Origin of the sequence: Kribbella antibiotica (assembly GCF_004349055.1) — a bacterium.
Taxonomy (GTDB): Bacteria; Actinomycetota; Actinomycetes; order Propionibacteriales; family Kribbellaceae; genus Kribbella; species Kribbella antibiotica.
This window is the reverse complement of sequence record NZ_SMKX01000157.1, coordinates 1-19,621: the sequence shown is the minus strand read 5'-3', so window position 1 is coordinate 19,621 and position 19,621 is coordinate 1. Positions and strand designations below refer to the sequence as shown.

The window sequence follows — 19,621 nt, the reverse complement described above, 5'->3', positions numbered from 1 at the left end:
GCCCCGACCCAGCAGCTCATCGCCACGCCAACAGCACCCGCCACCCTCACAGCTCCCGCGCCCATGTCACCCGCCGCGCCCACGACTCCCGGCCTCACGGCGCCCGCCGCGCTTGTGGCGCCGCACCGGCAGGTCGTCAGCGCAGAACGGATGGCCTCGTGACCGACTTGCTGATCACCGGGGCAACCGTCATTGATGGCACCGGCTCCGCTGGGTTCGTCGCGGACGTCGCCGTCGACGGCGGGCGGATCGTGGCCGTCGGCAACGATCTGCCGACCGGTCGTCGCTGCATCGACGCCACCGGCCTGGTGCTGTCCCCCGGCTTCATCGACATGCATGCGCACTCCGACCTGCAGATCCTGGCCACGCCGGATCACACCGCGAAGGTCAGCCAGGGCGTCACGCTGGAGGTGCTCGGTCAGGACGGTCTGTCGTTCGCGCCGATCGACGACCCGACCCGGGCCGCGATCCGCCGCCAGATCGCCGGCTGGAACGGCGAACCGGCCGACTTCGACTTCTCCTGGTCCACCGTGGCCGGGTATCTCGATCGGCTCGACCAGGGCATCGCATGCAATGCGGCGTACCTGGTCCCGCAGGGCACGCTGCGGATGATGGTCGTCGGCACCGAGAACCGCCCAGCCACTCCAGCCGAGCTGGCGCAGATGATCGAGCTGCTCACGCAGGCCCTGCGCGACGGCGCGGTCGGGATGAGCAGCGGGCTCACCTACACGCCCGGCATGTTCGCCACCACCTCGGAGCTCGTCGAGCTGTGCCGCGTCGTCGCGCAGTACGGCGGCTATTACGCCCCGCACCAGCGTTCGTACGGTCAGGGTGCACTGGATGCCTACGCCGAGATGGTCGAGGTCGCCCGCCAGACCGGTTGTCCGCTGCATCTGACACATGCGGTGATGAACTTCGCGCCCAACCAAGGTCGCGGCGCCGACCTGATCGCCATGATCGACAAGGCGCTCAGCGACGGTCTCGACGTCACCACCGACACTTACCCTTACTTGCCTGGGGCAACTACTCTGGCGGCGACGCTGCCGAGCTGGACCGCCGAGGGCGGCCCGGATGCCCAGCTGGACCGGCTGCGGGATCCCGCGACGCGGGCCCGGATCGCCCACGAGATGGAGCAGGTCGGTTCGGACGGCTGTCACGGCTGCGTCATCGAGTGGAACACGATCGAGATCGGCGGCGTCCGCAACCCCGCTCTTGGCGACGTCGTCGGCCGGACGGTCTCCGACCTCGCCGCCGAGCGTGGCCGGCGGGCGACCGATGTCTTCTTCGACCTGCTGATTGCGGACGACCTCGGCACCTCGATCCTGCAGCACGTAGGGCACGAGGAGAACGTGCGGACGATCATGCAGCACTCGAGCCACACCGGCGGCTCCGACGCGATCCTGGTCGGCGGCAAACCGCACCCGCGCTCGTGGGGCACCTTCCCGCGCTACCTGGGCCGGTACGTCCGCGAGCTCGGCGTCCTGGAGCTGGCCGACTGCATCCACCACCTGACCGGTCGGGCCGCCCGTCGGCTGCGGCTCACCGACCGCGGACTGGTCCGGGTCGGCTATCACGCGGATCTGGTGCTCTTCGATCCGGAGACCGTCCACGACACCGCGACCTTCGACAACCCCCGGCAGCAGGCCGAAGGCATCCCCTATGTCTTCGTCAACGGTGTGCCCGTCATCGACGACGGGCAGCGGACCGATGACCTTCCCGGCCGGGCCATCCGCCGTACTGATGTCTGAGAGGACCCCGCTATGACCACCCTGGATCTGCTCCGAGCCGACCGCGTCCTGACTGTTGTCAGGGCTCCGGAGATCGCTGACGCCCGGGATCTCTGCGCGGCGCTGGTATCCGGCGGAATCCACGTCGTGGAGCTGACCTACACGACCCCGGATCTGCCGCGCCATCTTGAGCGGGCGGCGTCGACGGCCGGCGAGACCGGCGCTGTGGTTGGCGCCGGGACTGTGCAGACCGGTCAGCAGGCGCAGCAGGCGATCGATGCGGGCGCGCAGTTCCTGGTGACGCCGGGCCAGGGCCTGGAGGCGGCCGCGATTGCCGAGGCCGCGCGGACTGCCGGCATCCCCGTGGTGCTCGGCGCGTTCACGCCCTCCGAGGTGATGACGGCGCTCGCGCTGGGGTCGGCCGCGGTCAAGATCTTCCCGGCGCATCAGCTCGGGCCGAAGTACTTCAAGGATCTGAACGGTCCCTTCCCCGGGGTCGCACTGATTCCGTCGGGTGGCATCAACGCCGGGAACGCCAAGGACTATCTGGACGCCGGGGCGCTGGCGGTCAGTGCGGGCACCGACGTGGTCGCCCCCGCCGATGTCGCAGCCGCCGATTGGCAGAGCATCACGGCCAAGGCGAAGGCCTTCGTGGCCGCGATCAGCTGACCGAGATGCTGCCATAGCTGGTCCGGAGAAAGAGTCGATGCGTCGCGGCCGGGTCGCTGTCCATGGTGATGTCCGTGGACCCCTGCGCCGCGACGGCATCGACGTTGTAGGTCGTCGTCCGCGGCAGGCGGACGCTGAGCGAACCGTCGCTGACGGTGGCCGTCACCTGCTCGGGCGGCTCGTCGAACTGCATCGACGATGAACCTTTCCGCACGTCGAGCGACACCTGCGGACTGCGCATCCGGCTCAGTGTCGCGGTCCCTCCGTCGGCGTCGATCTTCACCTTCGCCGTGAGGTCGGAGACGTCGATCGAGGCGCCGTCGGCCTTGGCCTGCACCATGGCAGCGGCCGGGACCTGAACCGTGAGCTCGACTTCGCACTCTGCAGCTGGGCAGACGGTCCGGATATCCAGCACCCCCTGGTCGGTGGTGACGTCGACCTTCGGCTGCTGGGCTGCGTACGTCCCATCGACGGACACCCGGACCTGATCGCTCGCACCACCGATCACGTGGGTTGGAACCGCGGAGAAGATCCGCACCCCCTGCGGCCCGGCCGCGAAGGTGGCCGAGTAGTCGAACGTGATCTTGCCGCGAATCGTCGCGACGGTGACCAGAGCACCACCGACCACCAGGAGCAGGAGCGGGATCACGCCGATGAGCAGCATCCGTCGCTGTGCTGTCGTGATCGCCATCAGCTGCCCAGGAACCGTAGAACGGCCAGAACTCGCCGGTGGTCTCCATCGGCGGACGACAGCCTTAGCTTGTTGAAGATGCTGCTGATGTGCTTCTCCACCGCGCCCTCGCCGACCACGAGCGCCTTCGCGATCCCGGCATTCGACTTGCCCTCAGCCATCGCCCGCAGCACCTGCTGCTCCCGCGGACTCAACGCGGCCAGCGGATCTGCCTTGTGCGACCGCACGAGCAGCTGCGAGATCACCTCCGGGTCCAGCGCCGCTCCACCGTCGGCCACTCGCCGCAGTCCCTCGAGGAACTGGTCGACATCCGCCACCCGATCCTTCAGCAGGTAGCCGACCCCACCCGGGTTGCCGCCGATCAGCTCGCTCGCATATCGCTCCTCGACGTACTGGGAGAGGACCAGCACTCCGGTCTCGGGATACTGCTCCCGCAACACCAGAGCAGCGCGCAAACCTTCGTCCGTGAACGTCGGCGGCATCCGCACATCAACCACACAAACGTCTGGTCGATGGTGAGCGACCGCCTTCAACAGCTCGTCGCCATCACCGACTGCCGCAACAACCGTGCACTCCTGCTCCTCCAGCAGCCGCACGATTCCCTCGCGCAGCAGCACCGAATCCTCAGCGATCACCACCCGCAGACTGCTCATCGGCACGCCACCTTCAGTCTGGGCACGGCCCGCCTTCCCCCTAGGTTTGTTATCCGCACGAGGTTCGTCATCCGCACGAGGTTCGTCATCCGCACGAGGTTTGTCATCCGCACGGCACCTCCGCAGTGAGCACTGTCGGGCCGCCCACGGGGCTAACCAGGCTGAGCTGCCCGTCGACGCCCGCGACCCGGTCGGCCAACCCTTGCAGTCCGCTGCCGTCCTCAGCGCGAGCGCCACCCCGCCCGTCATCCGTCACCTCGACGCGAAGCACGTCACCGACTCGGGTGATCCTGACCTCGGCGCGTGCGGCGGCAGCATGTTTGGCAACATTCGTGAGGGCCTCGGTGACGACGAAGTAGGCGATGGACTCAACAGTCAGCGACGGACGAGGCTCGACGTCGACCGAAACCCGGACCGGCACCGGCGACCGCGCTGCAACCGCCGAGATCGCCGCATCGAGCCCGCGGTCGGTCAGGATCGGCGGATGCAGACCCCGGGTGAGATCCCGGAGCTCCGCAATCGCCTGCAGCGCCTCGGAGTGCGCCTCCTCGATCAACGACCGCACCGCCGGATCCTTCTCCCCCAGCCGGTTCTTCGCCCGGCCCAGAGTCATCGCCAGCGACACCAGCCGTTGCTGGGCACCGTCGTGCAGATCGCGCTCCATCCGGCGCCGCTCCGCCTCGGCCGAGTCGACCACCTGTTGCCGGCTCGTCACCAGTCGGCTGACGCGCTCGGTGAGCGCACCGGTCTCATCACCGCCCAGGTAGATCCGGGCGAGATGCCCATCCAGCGTGGACGCAGTCCGCATCAGGACCGGTGACACGAACACCAGGAAGAGCGCGCCCAGCACCGCGGCCGTCACGGCCTCGGCAAGGGTGTCGATCACAAACGGCCCCAACTGGGACCGCTCTGCGGCGAACCGCGCGAAGTACAGCGGCAGTGTGATCAGCACCGGCGGCACCGACCAGGCGATCACGATCAGCACCAGCCAGGAAGCTGCCGCCGGCAACAACAGGACGTAGTACAGGAATTGACGCCACAGATTCGGATCGGTGACTGTCCGGCGGGCGTCGAGCACCCGATCGCCGGACAGTTCCGGCGGTTTGACCGGCAGCACTTCCTGGCCGCGGGTGATCCGGGCTCTGGCCCGCTCCCACCCCGCCAGCGCATAGACGGCCCGAGCTGCGCCGCGGCTCAGCGGCACCCCGAGGAAGGCGAGCGGCCACCCGAGGATGGCGATACAGATCGCGCCCAAGGCGAGCAACCCGGAGGTGAGGACCACAACGCTGTCCGCGAGCAGATGAACCGTGGCCAGCCACAGATACGGCGAGCGCCAGAGCCGCCACGGGTGCCGGGGAACCGGACTCGCGATCGTCGTCACCCGAACCACCTCCCATGTCCGTGCCGAGCTGACGGCCCCCAACTTACGTCGCGGCCGAGGGCACCGATATGAGGACAACCCCCGAGTCGAGTTCGGGTTAACCCCACCTCCGATTCGTGGGTTGTCCTCAATGCGCGGCGGGCGCCACCACGGAACTCTTGAAGGCATGACGACGACACTCCCGCAGGCTCTACCGACCCAGGCTCACCGGCATCCGCTGAGCGTGCAGCTCGGCGACGCCATCGACGACCGCGTCGCCGAGGCCCTCGACGACTACATCACCGAGGGCCGCCTCGACGGCCGGATCCGTCCGCGCCGCTCCCCCGGTGGGCTGGCCGCGATGGTCGCGGCCGGGGTTGCCGCAGTCCTGCTCCCCTGGTGCCTGATCCTCGCGGCCACCTTGCCGACCACCTACCAGGCCGACAACTGGAGGCTGACCTGGATCGGTCTCGACGTCGCGACCGCGGTGGCCGCCGGCCTGACGGCGTATCTACTGCATACGCGTAATAGATACGCCGTCCTCACCGCGATGACTGCCGGGACGCTGCTGCTGGCCGACGCCTGGTTCGACATCGGCACAGCAGGGGCGGGATTCGACCGCACGCTCGCGCTGGCCATGGCCCTTCTGCTGGAGGTCCCGCTGGCCGTGTGCGCCTGGGTCGTCGCCGCCCGCGAGCTACGGCGCTAGTGCTACTTAGCCGATCAACTCGAGGACGGGACCCTCATGCAGCGCTCGGTAGACCTTGTCGCGCAGCTCGTTGGCCTCCGCGTCGGTCAGCGTTCGATCGACCGGCCGGAGGACCAGCCTCACCAGGAGGTTCCGTTGTCCAGGAGTGATCTGCAACCGCTCACGCGCAGCCGGCGGCAGTTCGTCGTAGGTCGTCTCTCCCAGCACATCCAGCGACTCGGCAGCATCCGCGTCCGCGCCGAGCGCATCCCGCACCTTGTCGCCAAGCACCTCCGGCGAGACATCCGCCTCCGCGCTCACCACCACCGACAGGTCGCGGCGAACGGGTGGCATCGTCGACACCGATCGGTACGGCGACAGGTCGAGCATCTGGCCGGCCACTCGTGGATCCGCCGACCGCAGCAGCCGAATGTCGCGGATGCCCTTGCGCAGCATCAGGAGCCGGTCCAATCCCGGTCCCATCGCCAGACCCGTCCAGCTGTCGTCCAGACCGGCCTTACGCAGGACCTCCGGCGCGGCCACCCCACATTCACCGATCTCGATCCACTGATCGCCCAGCAGAACATCAATCTGCCGTCCATGAATCGTGTAGGGGTGGACCGCCGGCACCGTCCGGTAGGTCTGCCCAGGCAGCACCGTGTCGACGAGCCTGGCAATCATGTCGTCCAGCTCGGGCTCTCCGAGTACGACATTGCGGCTGATCCGCCAGAGGTCGAGCTGATGCGGCGTGCCGGTGTGCTGCCAGTCGACCGAGTCCCTGCGGTAGCAGATGCCGGCACAGATCATCAGCACGTCAGAAGCGTCGGAGTCGGCCAACTCCCGCAGCGCCGGCGGAATCATCGCCGAGGTATGACTACGCAGGACCTCGGCCTCCGAGGCGTAGCGCGTGTAGCGAGCTTCCCGAGTCACCGCACCGGCGGCGTAGCCGAGGTTGTCGTAGTTGTCGGCCAGGCTGACAACAGGGTGGTCGCGCCGGGTCCAGACCGCCGTATAGGGCCAAGCCGCGCCCAGCGCCGTGCGGATCGAGTCGACGACCAGCTGAACGGCATGCGGGCCCTGTGCCGGATCGGTCAGATCGCGCAGGGACAGGGCAGAGTGCAGTTCCTCAAGAGTGAGGACAGACATGAGGTATCTCCAAAGGTGACGGTCTCGACGGGGGTCTGCACACCCCGACCAGCCACGGTCACCTCAGGAGAGAGCGCAGCAGCAGCTCACCCCGTCGGCACCGTTGTGCCGGCCGGGGCGAAGAAATCGCCGCCCGTACTGCGTCATACCGCCATCCTAGGCGGATAACCCCAACCGTGCCCGCCTTTCCACCACCGATCAGCCGCACCCGTGCCTCAACCTCCGCAGGAGCACGGATTCCCCACCCCCGCACCAGCCTCCGCGCTACTGCGGCGAAGCGATGGCCTCGACTAGCGCCGTCCGGCAGCCGTCGTGATCAGCGTCGTCATGCTGCGCACCCCTGCACCACCCTCCGCACTGCCGCGGCCAAGCGCACGCTCGCTAGCTAGCACCCTGAGCGCCGCCTCGCTCATGCCCGTTTCTCCGGGCCAACGGGGGTTCAGCGATTTGGAGCCGCACCCCGTAGACGGGCCTAGAGGCCGATGCTCGCTCGAACCGAACCGCGGCAGGCACTCTCGACCACCCCGGCCTACCCATCCACCCCGGCGCATTCGTCCCGGCCTGCGCATCCACCCCGGCGCATTCGTCCCGGCCTGCGCATTCATTCCGCCGACGGCTGTGCCGGCACTCATCACCGACAGAACGTGCGGCTGCTCGCGAAGGCCGGTGACGACCCGAAGAAGCAGCGTCGCGTCCAGCGCAAGAAGCCGCCGGAGGGGTTTGTCACCTGGGGCGAGGCTGTCAACAGAACAGGGCTGCGCCCTCCGACGACAGCAACGAGGCGCTCGCGCACTTCGCCGGGCCGAGCGTTGACCGGACGTGGAACTGGCTACTCCGGGATGCCGCAGGCTGAGAGCCGCCAGCACGAAGGACTGCACGTAGTCCCTCTGAGCCTGCCTGGAGCGATCGACCTCCGCGTGGTGAATCACCTGGCGGCAACAACCTGCAGTTGTTCGTGTCGCCCGGATCTCCGCCGAGGTGATCGCATCCAGCTGAACCGTTGTCAGCACTCCCCTCTTCAGCCCCCAGCCCGGCGCTCGCTCCACCCCCGCGTACCAACCACCGTGTGCATCCAACGGGACAAGGACCACGCTGACCGCAGGCCACCGCTGCGGGCACAGGCGCTGGTTCCCTTCGGGGCCTGAGAGCGGCCGGCACGAAGGACTGCACGTACTCCCTCTCAACTTGCCCGGCGCGATCGCCCTCCGCCTCGTGAACGCCCCGGGCGACAACAACCTGCAGCCGCTCGTGCCGCCCCGGATCCGCCGACATGGACGCATCGACACGAACATGCCGCAGACGGAGGACGACCAGCACGAGCGACTGCACGTACTCCTTCTCAACCTGCCCAGCGCGATCGACCTCCGCCTCATGAACGGCCTCGCGACGACGACACCTGCAGTCGCTCGCGTCGCTCGCGTCGCTCGTGTCGCTCGATCACCGCGGACGCGATCGCATCGACACGAACAGGGCGCACACGGAGGACGGCGGCACGAAGGACTGCATGTAGTCCCTCTGGGCCTGCCCGGAGCGATCGGCCCCCATGCGGTGAACGACCTGGCGACGACAACCTGCAGTCGCTCGCCGCAAGCTCCCACCCCCGGTGCTCAGACTGACCGCCCTCACCGCGCCCGTCCTGCTGGCCGGCCTGATCGTCACTGAGCTAGGGGGCGAACACTGGCAAGCCCTCGACTGGACCAAGCTGCTCGGCGTCGGCGCCGCCGACGGACTTTGCCTGGCGAAGGTCCCCATGCTGCTCGCTGTCGGCGGCATCGTAGTCACCGCCCTGATCCGCCTCATCGCCCAGTAGCCCTGGTCCTCCGAGCAACAAGACAGCCCTGGAGTTGGGGACGTCAACCGATCGCTGCGCTGACTGCGGCGGGGCCGGGGCTGCGGTGGATGCGGGAGTTTGGGGAGTGCTACCTGCCGATTCGGGTGGGTAGCGCTCCCCGTCCCCGCCGGTATTCGGCCTGCGCGCGAGCCCCAGCACGACTTTGAGCACGGGCCAGTCACGGATCCGGCCGGAAAATGACTGATGGGTGCTCAAAGTGGGGCGGGCTCGCGGCCTTGAGCACGGTTCAGGCATTTCGGGGGGCGGCAGGTGACTGGTGGGTGCTCAAGGCTCCTGTCGCGCGCGACCGGATCGGGGACGGTCCAGCTTCGGCCAGCGACTCAGGCGCCAGTTGGGCCAGTTGGGCCAGTTGGGCCAGTGGACGTATACGTCCTGTGCTTCGGACGGTGCCGCCGGGGTTGCAGCGCCGGCGAGCAAAAAGGTGGGTGTTGTTCGAGAAGAGCGGATGCGACGATGGGCGGCATGCGATGGATTGATGCGTTGGAGGGGACCGCCGCAGAGAAGTTGCCGGAGGCCGTGCATCGGTACTACCGGCAAGGATCGGCGGGAGGGATCAGCGTCGGGGAGGCGGTGGCGGCGTGGTCGGCGTACCGGTTTCGGCCGCGGGTGCTGCAGGATGTGTCGGCGATGGATCTGAGTACCACTGTGCTCGGTACGCCGGTGGACAGCCCGGTGCTGGTGGCACCGTCGACCCTGCAGCGGCTGGCAGATCCCGACGGTGAGATCGCGATGGCGAACGGCGTCCGCGAAGCCGGCTCGTTGCTGGGTGTCTCCAGTAACGCCGGGACGCGGTTTGCCGACCTCGGCGCGACCGGGGTCCCGTGGTGGCTGCAGATCTACATCGTGCGGAACCGCAGCATCACCGAGCAGATGCTGGACGCGGCAGTCGCTGGTGGCGCCAAGGCGATCGTGCTCACCGTCGACACTCCGGTGGTCGGCCGCAAGGAGGACGACGGCCCGGTGGTCTGGTCGTACGTCCAGCCAGGTCAGCTTCGGATCAACGTGCCCGAGGGCGACTGGACCGACGCCGACCTCGACAAGGCCGACGACCTGACCCCCGACGTGATCGGCTGGCTGGCCGAGCGAACCGGACTCCCGGTCGTCGTCAAGGGCGTCCTGCGCGGCGACGACGCCAAGCGCATCTCCGACGCCGGTGCCGCCGGCATCATCGTCTCCAACCACGGCGGCCGCCAGCTCGACGGCTCGATCCCCACGGCCCAGGCCCTTCCCGAGGTCGCCGAGGCACTGGCCGGCAGCAGCACCGAACTGTACGTCGACGGTGGTATCCGCCGTGGTGAGCACGTCCTGGCTGCGTTGGCGCTAGGCGCCAAGGCGGTGTTCGTCGGTCGCCCGGCGCTCTGGGCACTCGCCGTGGACGGACAGGCCGGCGTCACCAGGATGCTCACCGACCTGGCCGAGGAGCTCGAACACACCCTGCAACTGGTCGGCGTTCCGCGCCCGGCGGACCTCACGCCAGACCTCGTCGTACGGGCCTGATCCGAGCGACGCCATACCCAAAAAACCCATAAAAATAAGCAAAGCCCCGGTGAGACCCCCGGGGCTTTGCCTTGCTGTTGGAGCTACCTGAGAATCAGGCGTCCGCGTTCTCTTCGAGGAGGTTGCGGAACAGGCTCGGGTCCACCGGGACACCGGGGCCCATGGTGGTCGAGACCACGGTCTTGCGGATGTAGCGGCCCTTCGAGCTGGCCGGCTTCAGCCGCAGGATCTCGTCGAGCGCGGCGCTGTAGTTCTCCACCAGCTGGGCCTCGTCGAACGACGCCTTGCCGATGATGAAGTGCAGGTTCGCGTGCCGGTCGACCCGGAACTCGATCTTGCCGCCCTTGATGTCGTTGACAGCCTTGGTGACATCGGGGGTGACGGTGCCGGTCTTCGGGTTCGGCATCAGACCACGCGGGCCGAGGACGCGACCGAGGCGGCCGACCTTGCCCATCAGGTCCGGGGTCGCGACGACGGCGTCGAAGTCGAGCCAGCCGTCGGTCACCTTCTTGATCAGGTCGTCGTCACCGACGAAGTCGGCGCCGGCGGCCCTCGCGGCCTCCGCCTTGTCACCGGTGGCGAAGACGAGGACCCGAGCCGTCTTGCCGGTACCGTGCGGAAGGAGGACGGTGCCACGCACCATCTGGTCGGCCTTACGGGGGTCGACCCCGAGGCGCATCGCGACATCCACCGTCGAGTTCAGCTTCTTGCCCGCACCGGCCTCCTTGGCCAGCCGGACCGCCTCGAGCGGGGTGTACAGGTGATCGAAGTCGATCTTGTCCGCGATTGCGCGGTAAGACTTGCTGCGCAGTGCCATTGCTGTTTCCTCTCTGGGGTGTGGTCTCCGGGCGGCGCTACGCCCTGCCACAACTACTCGTACTGAAGATCCTCAGTTGCGAGGATCAGTTGTCGACCGTGACGCCCATCGAACGAGCGGTGCCTTCGATGATCTTCATCGCGGCGTCGATGTCGCGGGCGTTCAGGTCCGGCATCTTGGTGGTGGCGATCTCGCGGACCTGGTCCTTGGTGATCTTGCCGACCTTGTCCTTCTGCGGGACTGCCGAACCCTTCTGGATACCGGCGGCCTTCTTGATCATCTCGGGCGCCGGGGGCGTCTTGGTGACGAACGTGAAGGAGCGGTCTTCGTAGATGGTGATCTCGACCGGGACCACGTTGCCACGCATGGACTCTGTCTGGGCGTTGTACGCCTTGCAGAACTCCATGATGTTGACACCGTGCGGGCCGAGCGCCGTACCAACCGGCGGGGCGGGCGTCGCTGCGCCGGCCTGGAGCTGCACCTTGACCAGGGCAGCGATCTTCTTGCTCTTGGGAGGCATTCTGTCGGGTCCTTAGACTTTCTGGATCTGGTTGAAGCTGAGTTCCACCGGGGTCTCCCGGCCGAAGATCTCCACCAGCGCCTTGATCCGCTGTGCGTCGGCATTGATCTCCGTGATCGTGGCGTGCAGGGTCGCGAACGGCCCATCCACCACCATGACCGAGTCGCCGACCCCGAAGTCGGCCACCTCGACCTTCTTCTTGGCCGCCGTCTTGGCGGGTGCGGAGCCTGCTTCGGCTGCCGCCGCCTCGGCCGCCGCAACGACGGCCGGAGCGAGCATCTTCTCGACCTCTTCGAGGCTGAGCGGGACCGGCTTCTGGCTGTTCCCGACGAAACCGGTCACCGACGGCGTGTGCCGCACGGTCGACCAGGACTCGTCGGTCAAGTCCATCCGGACCAGGACATAACCAGGCAGGACGGTCCGCTTGACCATCTTGCGCTGACCGTTCTTGATCTCGGCGACCTCTTCGGTCGGCACGACGATCTCGAAGATGAAGTCCTCCATGTTCAGGGAGTTGATCCGGTTCTCAAGGTTGCCCTTGACCCGGTTCTCCATCCCTGAATACGTGTGTACGACGTACCAGTCGCCGAACTGCGAGCGGAGCCGGCTGCGCAGCTCCTCCAGCGGGTCGCCCGCTTCGGCGGGCTCCTCGTCCTCGTCGGCCACCGCAGCTGCGGCCACCGCCAGGGCGTCGGAGTCGGCGTCGTCGTCATCGGCGCTGGAGAAGACCACCGCGTCGACGGCCGGCTCGGCCTCGGTGCTGTCGTCGAGCGCGACCTCCGCGGTCTCGTCGGCCAGCTCCTCGGCGGCGTCGTCGACATCGGTCTGCGTCACGACCTCGGCGTCCTCGGACTCGTCCGCCGCGGCAACCACCACGACCGGCTCGTCGTCGGAGTCGTCGGTCTCGGCGGGGCCGTCCTCGGCCTCGTTGTCGGCGGCGTACTCCGGCACCTCGACGACGACCTCGTCGGTCTCGTCGTCGGAGTCCTCGTCGTCGATGCCCGCGAAGGGATCGTCGTCGTCATCGGCGAACAGGTCGTCGTCGTCCTCGACGACGACCGCTGCCTCGTCGAAGTCGAGGTCGTCGTCGGAGTCGGATACGTCGAACTCGTCCTTGAGCTCAAGGACCTCGTCGTCGCGCTCTGACACGTCGTACTCCGTCATCTGTGGATCGGTTCTGGATCTGGCATCGGGGGCGGGCCGTACGGCCCGGCTCCCCGGCCTTGCGTGGGCGGTGTCGGCCTCAGCCGAAGATCTTGAGTACTGCCCAGCCGAAGGCGAGGTCGAGGACCGAGACGATCGCGATGACGAACACCACGAAGGTCAGCACCACCACGAAGTAGGTGGACAGCTGCTTGCGAGTGGGCCAGACGACCTTGCGGAGCTCGGCTACCACCTGGCGGTAGAAACGAAGCAGGCCTCGGCCTTGCTTGCCTTCCGCAGGCTTACCGGCGCCGGACGGTGCCGGGGTGCGCGTCTCCGTCACGACCTACCTCTTTCGCTAGCGGCGGCCTGACCGGCCCTGCGCCGGTCAGGATTTGCAGGGCACGAGGGACTTGAACCCCCAACCTTCGGTTTTGGAGACCGATGCTCTGCCAGTTGAGCTAGTGCCCTCTGCAATCCATCAGGACGCTGCACAGGACCTGAACTCGGGCATGCCGAGTCAGGGCCATCAACGCCCGGACTAGAAGAGTGTACGGCTTCGGAGCCACCTGGTCGAACTCGGCCTGTCGGCGTCGTTCTCCCCTGCCCGTCATTCCGCACAGCCCCCGAACCAGGCGCCGTACCGCGACCAGAACCATACAGCCTGCACTCGGACACAACGGACCGCACCCCCTCTGCGTTCCCCGAATCACACCGGTCCGGGTCCCGATATTTCCGCGGGCAGCCCGGCGCCGGGCTGCCAGGATGGCCGGATGAGCTCCCGGATCTCGGCGCGGATCGGCGCCATCAGTGAATCGGCAACCCTCGCGGTCGACAGCAAGGCCAAGGCCCTGAAGGCTGCCGGACGGCCCGTGATCGGCTTCGGTGCAGGTGAGCCGGACTTCCCGACGCCGGCCTACATCGTCGAGGCCGCGGTCGAGGCGGCCCGGGATCCGAAGAACCACCGCTACAGCCCGGCCGGCGGCCTGCCGGAGCTGAAGCAGGCGATCGTCGAGAAGACCAAGCGCGACTCCGGGTACGAGATCGAGGCCGCTCAGGTCCTGGTCACCAACGGCGGGAAGCACGCGGTCTACAACACCTTCGCGACGCTGCTGGATCCAGGCGACGAGGTGCTGCTACCGGCGCCGTACTGGACGACGTACCCGGAGGCGATCCTGCTGGCCGGGGGCGTGCCGGTGGAGGTGCTGGCCGACGAGTCGCAGGACTATCTGGTGACCGTCGATCAGTTGGAGGCGGCGCGGACCGAGAAGACCAAGGCGCTGCTGTTCTGCTCACCGTCCAACCCGACCGGTGCGGTCGACAGCCGCGAGTCGATCGAAGCCATCGGCCGCTGGGCTCTCGAGCACGACATCTGGGTGATCACCGACGAGATCTACGAACACCTCACGTACGACGGCGTGCAGTCGACGTCGATTCCGGTTGTCGTACCTGAGTTGGCCGACCAGACCGTCGTACTGAACGGGGTGGCCAAGACGTATGCGATGACGGGTTGGCGGGTCGGCTGGATGATCGGGCCGAAGGACGTCATCAAGGCCGCCACCAACCTCCAGTCGCACCAGACCTCGAATGTCGGCAACATCGCTCAGCGAGCCGCTATCGCTGCTCTGACCAACGATCTGAGCGCGGTCGAGGAGATGAAGCTCGCCTTCGACCGGCGACGCAAGGCCATGGTGCGGCTGCTGAACGAGATCCCCGGTGTCGAGTGCCCGACCCCGACCGGCGCGTTCTACGCCTACCCGTCAGTGAAGGGCCTGCTCGGCAAGGAGATCCACGGCCGTACGGCGACCACCTCCGCCGAGCTGGCCGAGATCATCCTGGACGAGGCCGAGGTGGCCGTCGTACCGGGTGAGGCTTTCGGGGCGCCGGGATACCTGCGGTTGTCGTATGCGCTCAGCGACGAGGACCTGGCCGAAGGCATCGGCCGGATCACCAAGCTGCTGAGCCGCTGATTCGCCCGGGGTTCCTGCCCGCCCGGATTTCACCGGTCGGGTAGGGACTCTGTAACCTTCGGTAATGACGCAGCGTGACCTGCGGGTGCTGCCGAAGGCGCATCTGCATCTCCACTTCTCCGGCTCGATGCGGCATCTGACGCTGGTCGAGCTCGCGGACAAACACGGGGTCCGGCTGCCTGACGCACTGCGCACCGAGTGGCCGCCAGACCTGTCCGCTGCCGACGAGCGCGGCTGGTTCCGCTTCCAGCGGCTCTACGACATCGCGCGTTCGGTGCTGCGCACAGAGGACGACGTACGGCGTCTGGTCCGGGAGGCGGCCGAGGACGACCGCGCTGACGGGTCCCGCTGGCTGGAGATCCAGGTCGACCCGTCCGGGTATGCAGGGCGCTTCCATGGCATCACCGAGTTCACAGACCTGGTGCTGGATGCCGCCCGCGACGCAGCAGCGTCCACTGGCATCGCAGTCCAGGTGATCATCGCCGCCAACCGCACGCGGCACCCGCTGGACGCCCGCATCCTCGCCCGGCTAGCAGCGCAGTACGTGGGCCGCGGTGTGGTCGGCTTCGGACTGTCGAACGACGAACGCCGCGGCACGACGTCAGAGTTCGCACCGGCCTTCCGGATCGCTCGCAACGCCGGTCTGCTGGCCGCCCCGCACGGCGGTGAGCTCTGCGGCCCCGCCACCGTCCGCACCTGCCTGGACGAGCTAGGCGCCGGTCGCATCGGCCATGGCGTCCGCTCAGTAGAGGACCCAGAGCTCCTGAAGCGCGTTGTGGACGCCCAGGTGGCTCTGGAGGTCTGTCCCGCATCCAACGTCTCCCTGGGCGTCTACCGCCACCCTGAGGACGTCCCACTGCGTCGCCTCTACGAGGCCGGCGCCCGCATTGCCCTCGGCGCCGACGACCCGCTGCTCTTCGGCTCTCGCTTGGCCGAGCAGTACGAGACCGCCCGTACGGTGCATTCCTTCACCGACGAAGAGCTCGCCGACCTGGCCCGCTCCTCCATCCTCGCCGCAACCGCTCCCCCGGACGTCCAGAAGTCGCTCATCGCCGACATCGACAACTGGCTCAAGACCCCGGCCACCGTCTCGTCGTACTGATGCCCACCTATCTGGCCCGTCACGGCCAGACCGAGTGGAACCAAGCCGGCCGCCGCCAGGGCCGCCTGGACTCACCGCTGACAGCACTGGGCGTTGAACAGGCCCAGCGCAATGCCGAGTTGCTCCGGACCGAGGCCATCACCGCGATCTACAGCAGCCCGCTCGGCCGCGCACACCGCACCGCGGACATCATCGGCGATCTCCTCGGTCTCCCCACCCAGGTGCTGCCGGATCTCGCAGAGCTCGACCATGGTGATTGGTCCGGCCTCACCTCGGCGGAGATCGATGCCGGCTGGCCCGATGAACGCGCAGCGCGCGCCTTGTCGAAGTACACATACCCGTTTCCCGGCGGCGAGAGCTACGCGGATGCCGACGTGCGGATCGCGCAGGTGCTGGCGAGCATCGACGTACAGGGCGCACTGATCGTTTCGCACGAGATGGTCGGACGCTTGCTGGTACGGCGCTTGGCTGGGCTTGAGGTGGACGAGGCGATGCGGCGAGGTCACCCTTCGGACGTGGTGTTCCGCGTGGTTGGGGACGGGCAGATCGAGCGCTTGGGAAGTCCCGGCTAGACGCCGCGCCGCCACCAGGGCTTGGGGAGCTTGCTGACCGCTGTCAGCCAGTCTACGGGTACTGCCCAGCCCTTGGCCTGGATCGCGTCGAAGAACGCCACCTTCAGACTCTCCGGCAACCAGTAGGTCGCGCTCGTGTGATCCGACACCTCGAAATACGTCGTACGGCGGCCCTCGCCCCAGACCGTCGCCAGGACCGAGCAGTGGGCGAGCCGCACGTAGTCCCACCGCGCCTGCGGATCCGCCATGTCGTACTCGCGCTCGGTCGACCGGAACAGCCCTTTCACCGGCGGCTCCGCGTCGATCTCCGCGATCAGCCCCTGAACCAGCGCCCGGTCGTCCGTCATCCCGTCCGGCAACCGCAGTCCGGCCGGGTCCAGCACCACCGGACCCAATCGCGGCAGCGCCACCTCCAGAAAGACTTCCAGCAAGGCAAAGCCTTCCTCGCCCCGGTCGAACCGCCCCAGCCCGGCAAGCAACGTCGTCACAGCTTCTTCGGCCACTCCAGGAGCCTAGTGGGGCCACCAACTCAGGAAGGGAAGCCCCTATCTGCCCCGGGATGCCCCGCACTCCACGCTCAGCAACCACCACCGCTGCCCCGCACATCGGCGAGATCGCGACAGAACGTGCTGTTTTACGGCCAGGACCGCATTTCCATCGATGAAAACCGGGGCATCCTGGGGCATTCCGGGGCATCGTGGGGCAGATAGCCCGCAGCTGCGCTTTCCGTCGTCACACAGGGTTTTCGCACACCTACAGTTACCGCCATGCCAGCCGCCAATGACTTGTTGCGCAGCGCAAGAGAACACACTCCTTCCCGGCGCGCACCCGGCGAACACATGTCCCGTGTCGAGCTCGCCGAGTGCGTCTGTGCCTGGCTCTGGGAAACGACCGAGGTCAGGTACGAACTCGACGGCCACTACATCGCAAAGCTCGAACGCGGCGCCGTCCGCTGGCCTGGTGCCGCGTACCGGTCCGGTCTGCGGTACATCCTCGACGTCGTGTCGGACAGCGAGCTCGGCTTCAGCCCACCGCCCGGGATGGTGGTGAACGAGCCGGAGCTGACGCTGCCCTCGACACTCGGCATGGCCGACGAGGTCAACAGCGCAGGTGACGAATCCGCCGCGCTGCTGACGTTCGCCGAGGAGTCCAACCTGGGCGACCTCACTGTCGAGCAACTCAACGCCGATATCGAGCGGATCGCGCAGAACTACCTGCGCGCTCCCACCAAGCCGCTGTTCGATCGCAGCCGGGCAGTCCGTGACCGCGCCTTCCACCTGCTGGCGGGCCGGCAGCCGCCCAAGCAGGCGCGTGAGCTCTACACAGCCGGCGGCTGGGCGATCACCTTGCTCGCCTGGATCTCCACCGACCTCGGTAGGCCGGACATCGCCGAGAGCCACGCCCGGACGGCCTGGGCCTGCGCCGAAGCGGCCGACCACGACGAGCTGCGTGCATGGGTGCGAGCCACCCAGCACACCGCCGCGTTCTGGCAAGACGACTTCGCCCGCGCGGCCGGCTACGCACAGGACGGCTTGCGGTACGCCTCCGGTTCGTCCGCACTGTTCCTGTCCGCTGCGGCCGCTGTGGATCTGGCCCGGGCCGGACACGAGGACCAGGCCCGGCTGGCGCTCGACGCAGCGAAACGGGTGTCGGCCGAGCCGTCGCTCTCGGAGCCCGGAGGCCCCTTCCTCTGTACGCCGGAACGCGCGGCCGGCATCTGGTCCGATGCGCACCTGGCTCTGAACGAGGCGCAGCACACCCTGACCCATGCCGACCAGAGCGTCGCGCTGTTCGAGGCGGCATCGCATGCGCTCCGGAACGTCGGTTCAGAGCGCATGGTCCGGCTGCAGCAGGCGAAGGCCCACCTGCTCCTGGGTGAGCTGGACGGCGCCAGTGCGGCGCTGGAGCCAGTGCTGATGACTCCGCTGGAGTACCGCGTCCGGCCCCTGATCCATCGCACCGGCGAGACGGCCGCGCTATTGACGCCGTACGCACGGGTCTCACAAGCCCGCGTGCTCCGGGAGCGGCTGCGCGACTTCGCGTATCGCCCCGATCTCCCTGCTCGCCAACCGGCCCTCCAGGCCCCCACACCACTCCCGTGAGAGGAGCAGTCCGATGACAGACGAGGTCCGAGATCACTGGTACTGGCGGCCGGGTTGGCGACAGGGTCGCTCCTTCTATACCTGGCACATCACCTTCCGCTACGCAGCAGCGCTCGCCACTCTGCGCAGCAGCTATGAGCCCTTGCTGGCCTCGATGCCCGAGCTGACGCCGGTCCCGCGCCAGTGGCTACACCTGACACTGCAGGGCGTCGGTTTCGCCGACAAGCTCAGCCCGGCTGAGCTGGAGGACATCGTCGCTGCCACCCGCTGCCGGCTCACCTCAGTGGCGCCCTTCGGCGTGACTGTTGGACCGGCAGTCGTCGACACCGAGAGTCTGCAACTCCCGGTCCATCCCGTCGGCGACCTCCGCGAACTCCGAACGACACTGCGCGATGCGGTCAACGAGGTCTGGGGCGAAGACTCGCTCCCCGCGCTGCCAGACCTCAACCCGCACATCTCGCTCGGCTACTGGAACCGCACCGCTCCGGCAGCACCGCTGCGCGATCGCGTTGCCGAGTTCGGCGAGAAGACCACCCAGCTCTACATCAACGAGGTCAGCTTGATCGACCTGAACCGCGACCAGCTCTGCTACCAATGGACGCCGTACGTCGCCCTCCCGCTCGGCCGGCCCGCCCATGTCTGACCTGCAACTGGCCGGCGAAAGCCCAGCCCGCGTGGTCCGCGCCCTCGTGGACTACCGCTCCATCTGGACCACCCACGACCTGGTCGACCTGAGCCAAGCCCCCGGCCCCGACGTACGCCGCATAGTCGACGACCTGCAAGCACAGTCGCTCGTGGAACGCCGCCGCGGCGGCATCATCGCCGTACCGGACTGGGCTCTTCTAGTGACCCGCTGGGCCACCGAGCCAACCCCCAGCCAGCTCTCCCGCTGGCAAGCCCCCGAAGACCTGCTCGACCGCATCGCGACCAGCCCCCTGAGGTACGCGCTCACCGGCACCCACGCAGCCGCCTTCTGGACCGCAGCCCCAACCAACGATGCCCCCACCATCTACACCCCAGACGCCCAAACCGCCGCCACCGCCTGGGATCTGATCCCAGCTCCCACCGGCAACCTGGTCCTCGCCGAACCCGCCACGGATGTCCCCTACCTC

The 19,621-nt window shown here is 67.9% G+C and carries 20 protein-coding genes, 1 tRNA gene and 1 pseudogene; 12 read left to right on the top strand and 10 right to left on the bottom strand.

What is annotated here, in order from left to right:
• The first annotated feature begins 158 nt into the window (after positions 1 to 158).
• Positions 159 to 1,748: an N-acyl-D-amino-acid deacylase family protein gene (locus E1263_RS35135; RefSeq protein ID WP_132175424.1), complete on the top strand. Its 1,590-nt coding sequence runs from the start codon at positions 159 to 161 to the stop codon at positions 1,746 to 1,748.
• A 12-nt stretch (positions 1,749 to 1,760) separates the two neighbouring features.
• A complete protein-coding gene (locus tag E1263_RS35130; RefSeq protein ID WP_132175422.1) occupies positions 1,761 to 2,396 on the top strand; it encodes a bifunctional 4-hydroxy-2-oxoglutarate aldolase/2-dehydro-3-deoxy-phosphogluconate aldolase in 636 nt (211 codons plus the stop codon).
• On the opposite strand, the gene E1263_RS35125 is transcribed toward E1263_RS35130, so the two are convergent.
• From E1263_RS35125 to E1263_RS43405, 3 genes are all read right to left on the bottom strand, one after another.
• Positions 2,389 to 3,087: a DUF4097 family beta strand repeat-containing protein gene (locus E1263_RS35125; protein ID WP_132175420.1), complete on the bottom strand. Its 699-nt coding sequence runs from the start codon at positions 3,085 to 3,087 to the stop codon at positions 2,389 to 2,391. The genes E1263_RS35130 and E1263_RS35125 overlap by 8 nt on opposite strands.
• Positions 3,087 to 3,731, bottom strand: a complete 645-nt coding sequence (locus E1263_RS35120) for a response regulator transcription factor (protein WP_132175426.1) — start codon at positions 3,729 to 3,731, stop codon at positions 3,087 to 3,089. Before E1263_RS35120 ends, E1263_RS35125 begins: the two co-directional genes overlap by 1 nt.
• Before the next feature lie 112 nt (positions 3,732 to 3,843).
• Entirely contained in the window at positions 3,844 to 5,121 is a 1,278-nt protein-coding gene (locus E1263_RS43405) for a sensor histidine kinase (RefSeq protein WP_202869208.1), read from the bottom strand.
• Positions 5,122 to 5,287: 166 nt separating this feature from the next.
• Here E1263_RS43405 and E1263_RS35110 point away from each other — a divergent pair, with 166 nt between their 5' ends.
• A complete protein-coding gene (locus E1263_RS35110) occupies positions 5,288 to 5,809 on the top strand; it encodes a hypothetical protein (protein WP_132175417.1) in 522 nt (173 codons plus the stop codon).
• A gap of 6 nt (positions 5,810 to 5,815) precedes the next feature.
• Here the strand turns inward: E1263_RS35110 and srmL are convergent, their stop codons facing one another.
• Positions 5,816 to 6,934: a PheS-related mystery ligase SrmL gene (gene srmL / locus E1263_RS35105; RefSeq protein ID WP_132175415.1), complete on the bottom strand. Its 1,119-nt coding sequence runs from the start codon at positions 6,932 to 6,934 to the stop codon at positions 5,816 to 5,818.
• Positions 6,935 to 7,581: 647 nt separating this feature from the next.
• On the opposite strand from srmL, the pseudogene E1263_RS44430 reads away from it, so the two are divergent.
• From E1263_RS44430 to E1263_RS35090, 3 genes and pseudogenes are all read left to right on the top strand, one after another.
• Positions 7,582 to 7,671, top strand: a pseudogene (locus E1263_RS44430) (DUF3516 domain-containing protein); the annotation flags it as partial.
• Between the two features lie 866 nt (positions 7,672 to 8,537).
• Positions 8,538 to 8,744: a hypothetical protein gene (locus E1263_RS35095; RefSeq protein ID WP_132175413.1), complete on the top strand. Its 207-nt coding sequence runs from the start codon at positions 8,538 to 8,540 to the stop codon at positions 8,742 to 8,744.
• A 504-nt stretch (positions 8,745 to 9,248) separates the two neighbouring features.
• Entirely contained in the window at positions 9,249 to 10,283 is a 1,035-nt protein-coding gene (locus tag E1263_RS35090) for an alpha-hydroxy acid oxidase (protein ID WP_132175411.1), read from the top strand.
• A gap of 94 nt (positions 10,284 to 10,377) precedes the next feature.
• Here the strand turns inward: E1263_RS35090 and rplA are convergent, their stop codons facing one another.
• From rplA to E1263_RS35065, 5 genes are all read right to left on the bottom strand, one after another.
• The gene (gene rplA, locus E1263_RS35085; protein ID WP_132175409.1) at positions 10,378 to 11,100 is read right to left on the bottom strand and encodes a 50S ribosomal protein L1; all 723 of its coding nucleotides are present in this window, start codon (positions 11,098 to 11,100) and stop codon (positions 10,378 to 10,380) included.
• Positions 11,101 to 11,185: 85 nt separating this feature from the next.
• Complete coding sequence (gene rplK / locus E1263_RS35080; protein ID WP_132175407.1) at positions 11,186 to 11,620, bottom strand: 50S ribosomal protein L11; 435 nt, start codon at positions 11,618 to 11,620, stop codon at positions 11,186 to 11,188.
• Positions 11,621 to 11,632: 12 nt separating this feature from the next.
• Complete coding sequence (nusG, locus tag E1263_RS35075; RefSeq protein ID WP_420323403.1) at positions 11,633 to 12,496, bottom strand: transcription termination/antitermination protein NusG; 864 nt, start codon at positions 12,494 to 12,496, stop codon at positions 11,633 to 11,635.
• A gap of 367 nt (positions 12,497 to 12,863) precedes the next feature.
• Positions 12,864 to 13,106 carry a preprotein translocase subunit SecE gene (gene secE, locus E1263_RS35070; protein WP_132175403.1) on the bottom strand — a complete coding sequence of 81 codons (243 nt, stop codon included), beginning with the start codon at positions 13,104 to 13,106 and terminating at the stop codon, positions 12,864 to 12,866.
• 55 nt (positions 13,107 to 13,161) lie between these two features.
• Positions 13,162 to 13,234: transfer RNA gene (locus E1263_RS35065), tRNA-Trp, on the bottom strand.
• A gap of 302 nt (positions 13,235 to 13,536) precedes the next feature.
• On the opposite strand from E1263_RS35065, the gene E1263_RS35060 reads away from it, so the two are divergent.
• The 3 genes from E1263_RS35060 to E1263_RS35050 all read left to right on the top strand — a co-directional run bounded on the left by E1263_RS35060 (position 13,537) and on the right by E1263_RS35050 (position 16,407).
• Positions 13,537 to 14,733 carry a pyridoxal phosphate-dependent aminotransferase gene (locus E1263_RS35060; protein WP_132175400.1) on the top strand — a complete coding sequence of 399 codons (1,197 nt, stop codon included), beginning with the start codon at positions 13,537 to 13,539 and terminating at the stop codon, positions 14,731 to 14,733.
• Between the two features lie 64 nt (positions 14,734 to 14,797).
• Entirely contained in the window at positions 14,798 to 15,835 is a 1,038-nt protein-coding gene (locus tag E1263_RS35055) for an adenosine deaminase (protein ID WP_132175398.1), read from the top strand.
• Positions 15,835 to 16,407, top strand: coding sequence for a histidine phosphatase family protein (locus E1263_RS35050; protein WP_132175396.1), 573 nt, complete (start codon positions 15,835 to 15,837; stop codon positions 16,405 to 16,407). The genes E1263_RS35055 and E1263_RS35050 overlap by 1 nt, the downstream gene beginning before the upstream one ends.
• Here E1263_RS35050 and E1263_RS35045 read toward each other — a convergent pair.
• Positions 16,404 to 16,910, bottom strand: a complete 507-nt coding sequence (locus tag E1263_RS35045) for a hypothetical protein (protein WP_132175394.1) — start codon at positions 16,908 to 16,910, stop codon at positions 16,404 to 16,406. The two genes, E1263_RS35050 and E1263_RS35045, sit on opposite strands and share 4 nt — an antisense overlap.
• 336 nt (positions 16,911 to 17,246) lie before the next feature.
• On the opposite strand from E1263_RS35045, the gene E1263_RS35040 reads away from it, so the two are divergent.
• From E1263_RS35040 to E1263_RS35030, 3 genes are all read left to right on the top strand, one after another.
• Positions 17,247 to 18,509 (top strand): NsdA family TPR-like regulatory protein, encoded by a 1,263-nt coding sequence (locus E1263_RS35040; protein WP_238161837.1) that lies wholly within the window; start codon positions 17,247 to 17,249, stop codon positions 18,507 to 18,509.
• Positions 18,510 to 18,522: 13 nt separating this feature from the next.
• A complete protein-coding gene (locus tag E1263_RS35035; RefSeq protein WP_132175390.1) occupies positions 18,523 to 19,152 on the top strand; it encodes a 2'-5' RNA ligase family protein in 630 nt (209 codons plus the stop codon).
• Positions 19,145 to 19,621: hypothetical protein (locus E1263_RS35030; RefSeq protein ID WP_202869207.1), on the top strand; the 477-nt coding region annotated here is incomplete at its 3' end. The genes E1263_RS35035 and E1263_RS35030, both read left to right, overlap by 8 nt.

Bases quoted from the DNA above. Each gene is read 5' to 3' on its own strand.
- E1263_RS35130 (WP_132175422.1), top strand. From the start codon at position 1,761: ATGACCACCCTGGATCTGCTCCGAGCCGACCGCGTCCTGACTGTTGTC.
- E1263_RS35125 (WP_132175420.1), bottom strand. From the start codon at position 3,087: ATGGCGATCACGACAGCACAGCGACGGATGCTGCTCATCGGCGTGATC.
- E1263_RS35110 (WP_132175417.1), top strand. From the start codon at position 5,288: ATGACGACGACACTCCCGCAGGCTCTACCGACCCAGGCTCACCGGCAT.
- srmL (WP_132175415.1), bottom strand. From the start codon at position 6,934: ATGTCTGTCCTCACTCTTGAGGAACTGCACTCTGCCCTGTCCCTGCGC.
- E1263_RS35090 (WP_132175411.1), top strand. From the start codon at position 9,249: ATGCGATGGATTGATGCGTTGGAGGGGACCGCCGCAGAGAAGTTGCCG.
- rplA (WP_132175409.1), bottom strand. From the start codon at position 11,100: ATGGCACTGCGCAGCAAGTCTTACCGCGCAATCGCGGACAAGATCGAC.
- rplK (WP_132175407.1), bottom strand. From the start codon at position 11,620: ATGCCTCCCAAGAGCAAGAAGATCGCTGCCCTGGTCAAGGTGCAGCTC.
- E1263_RS35060 (WP_132175400.1), top strand. From the start codon at position 13,537: ATGAGCTCCCGGATCTCGGCGCGGATCGGCGCCATCAGTGAATCGGCA.
- E1263_RS35055 (WP_132175398.1), top strand. From the start codon at position 14,798: ATGACGCAGCGTGACCTGCGGGTGCTGCCGAAGGCGCATCTGCATCTC.
- E1263_RS35050 (WP_132175396.1), top strand. From the start codon at position 15,835: ATGCCCACCTATCTGGCCCGTCACGGCCAGACCGAGTGGAACCAAGCC.
- E1263_RS35040 (WP_238161837.1), top strand. From the start codon at position 17,247: ATGTCCCGTGTCGAGCTCGCCGAGTGCGTCTGTGCCTGGCTCTGGGAA.
- E1263_RS35035 (WP_132175390.1), top strand. From the start codon at position 18,523: ATGACAGACGAGGTCCGAGATCACTGGTACTGGCGGCCGGGTTGGCGA.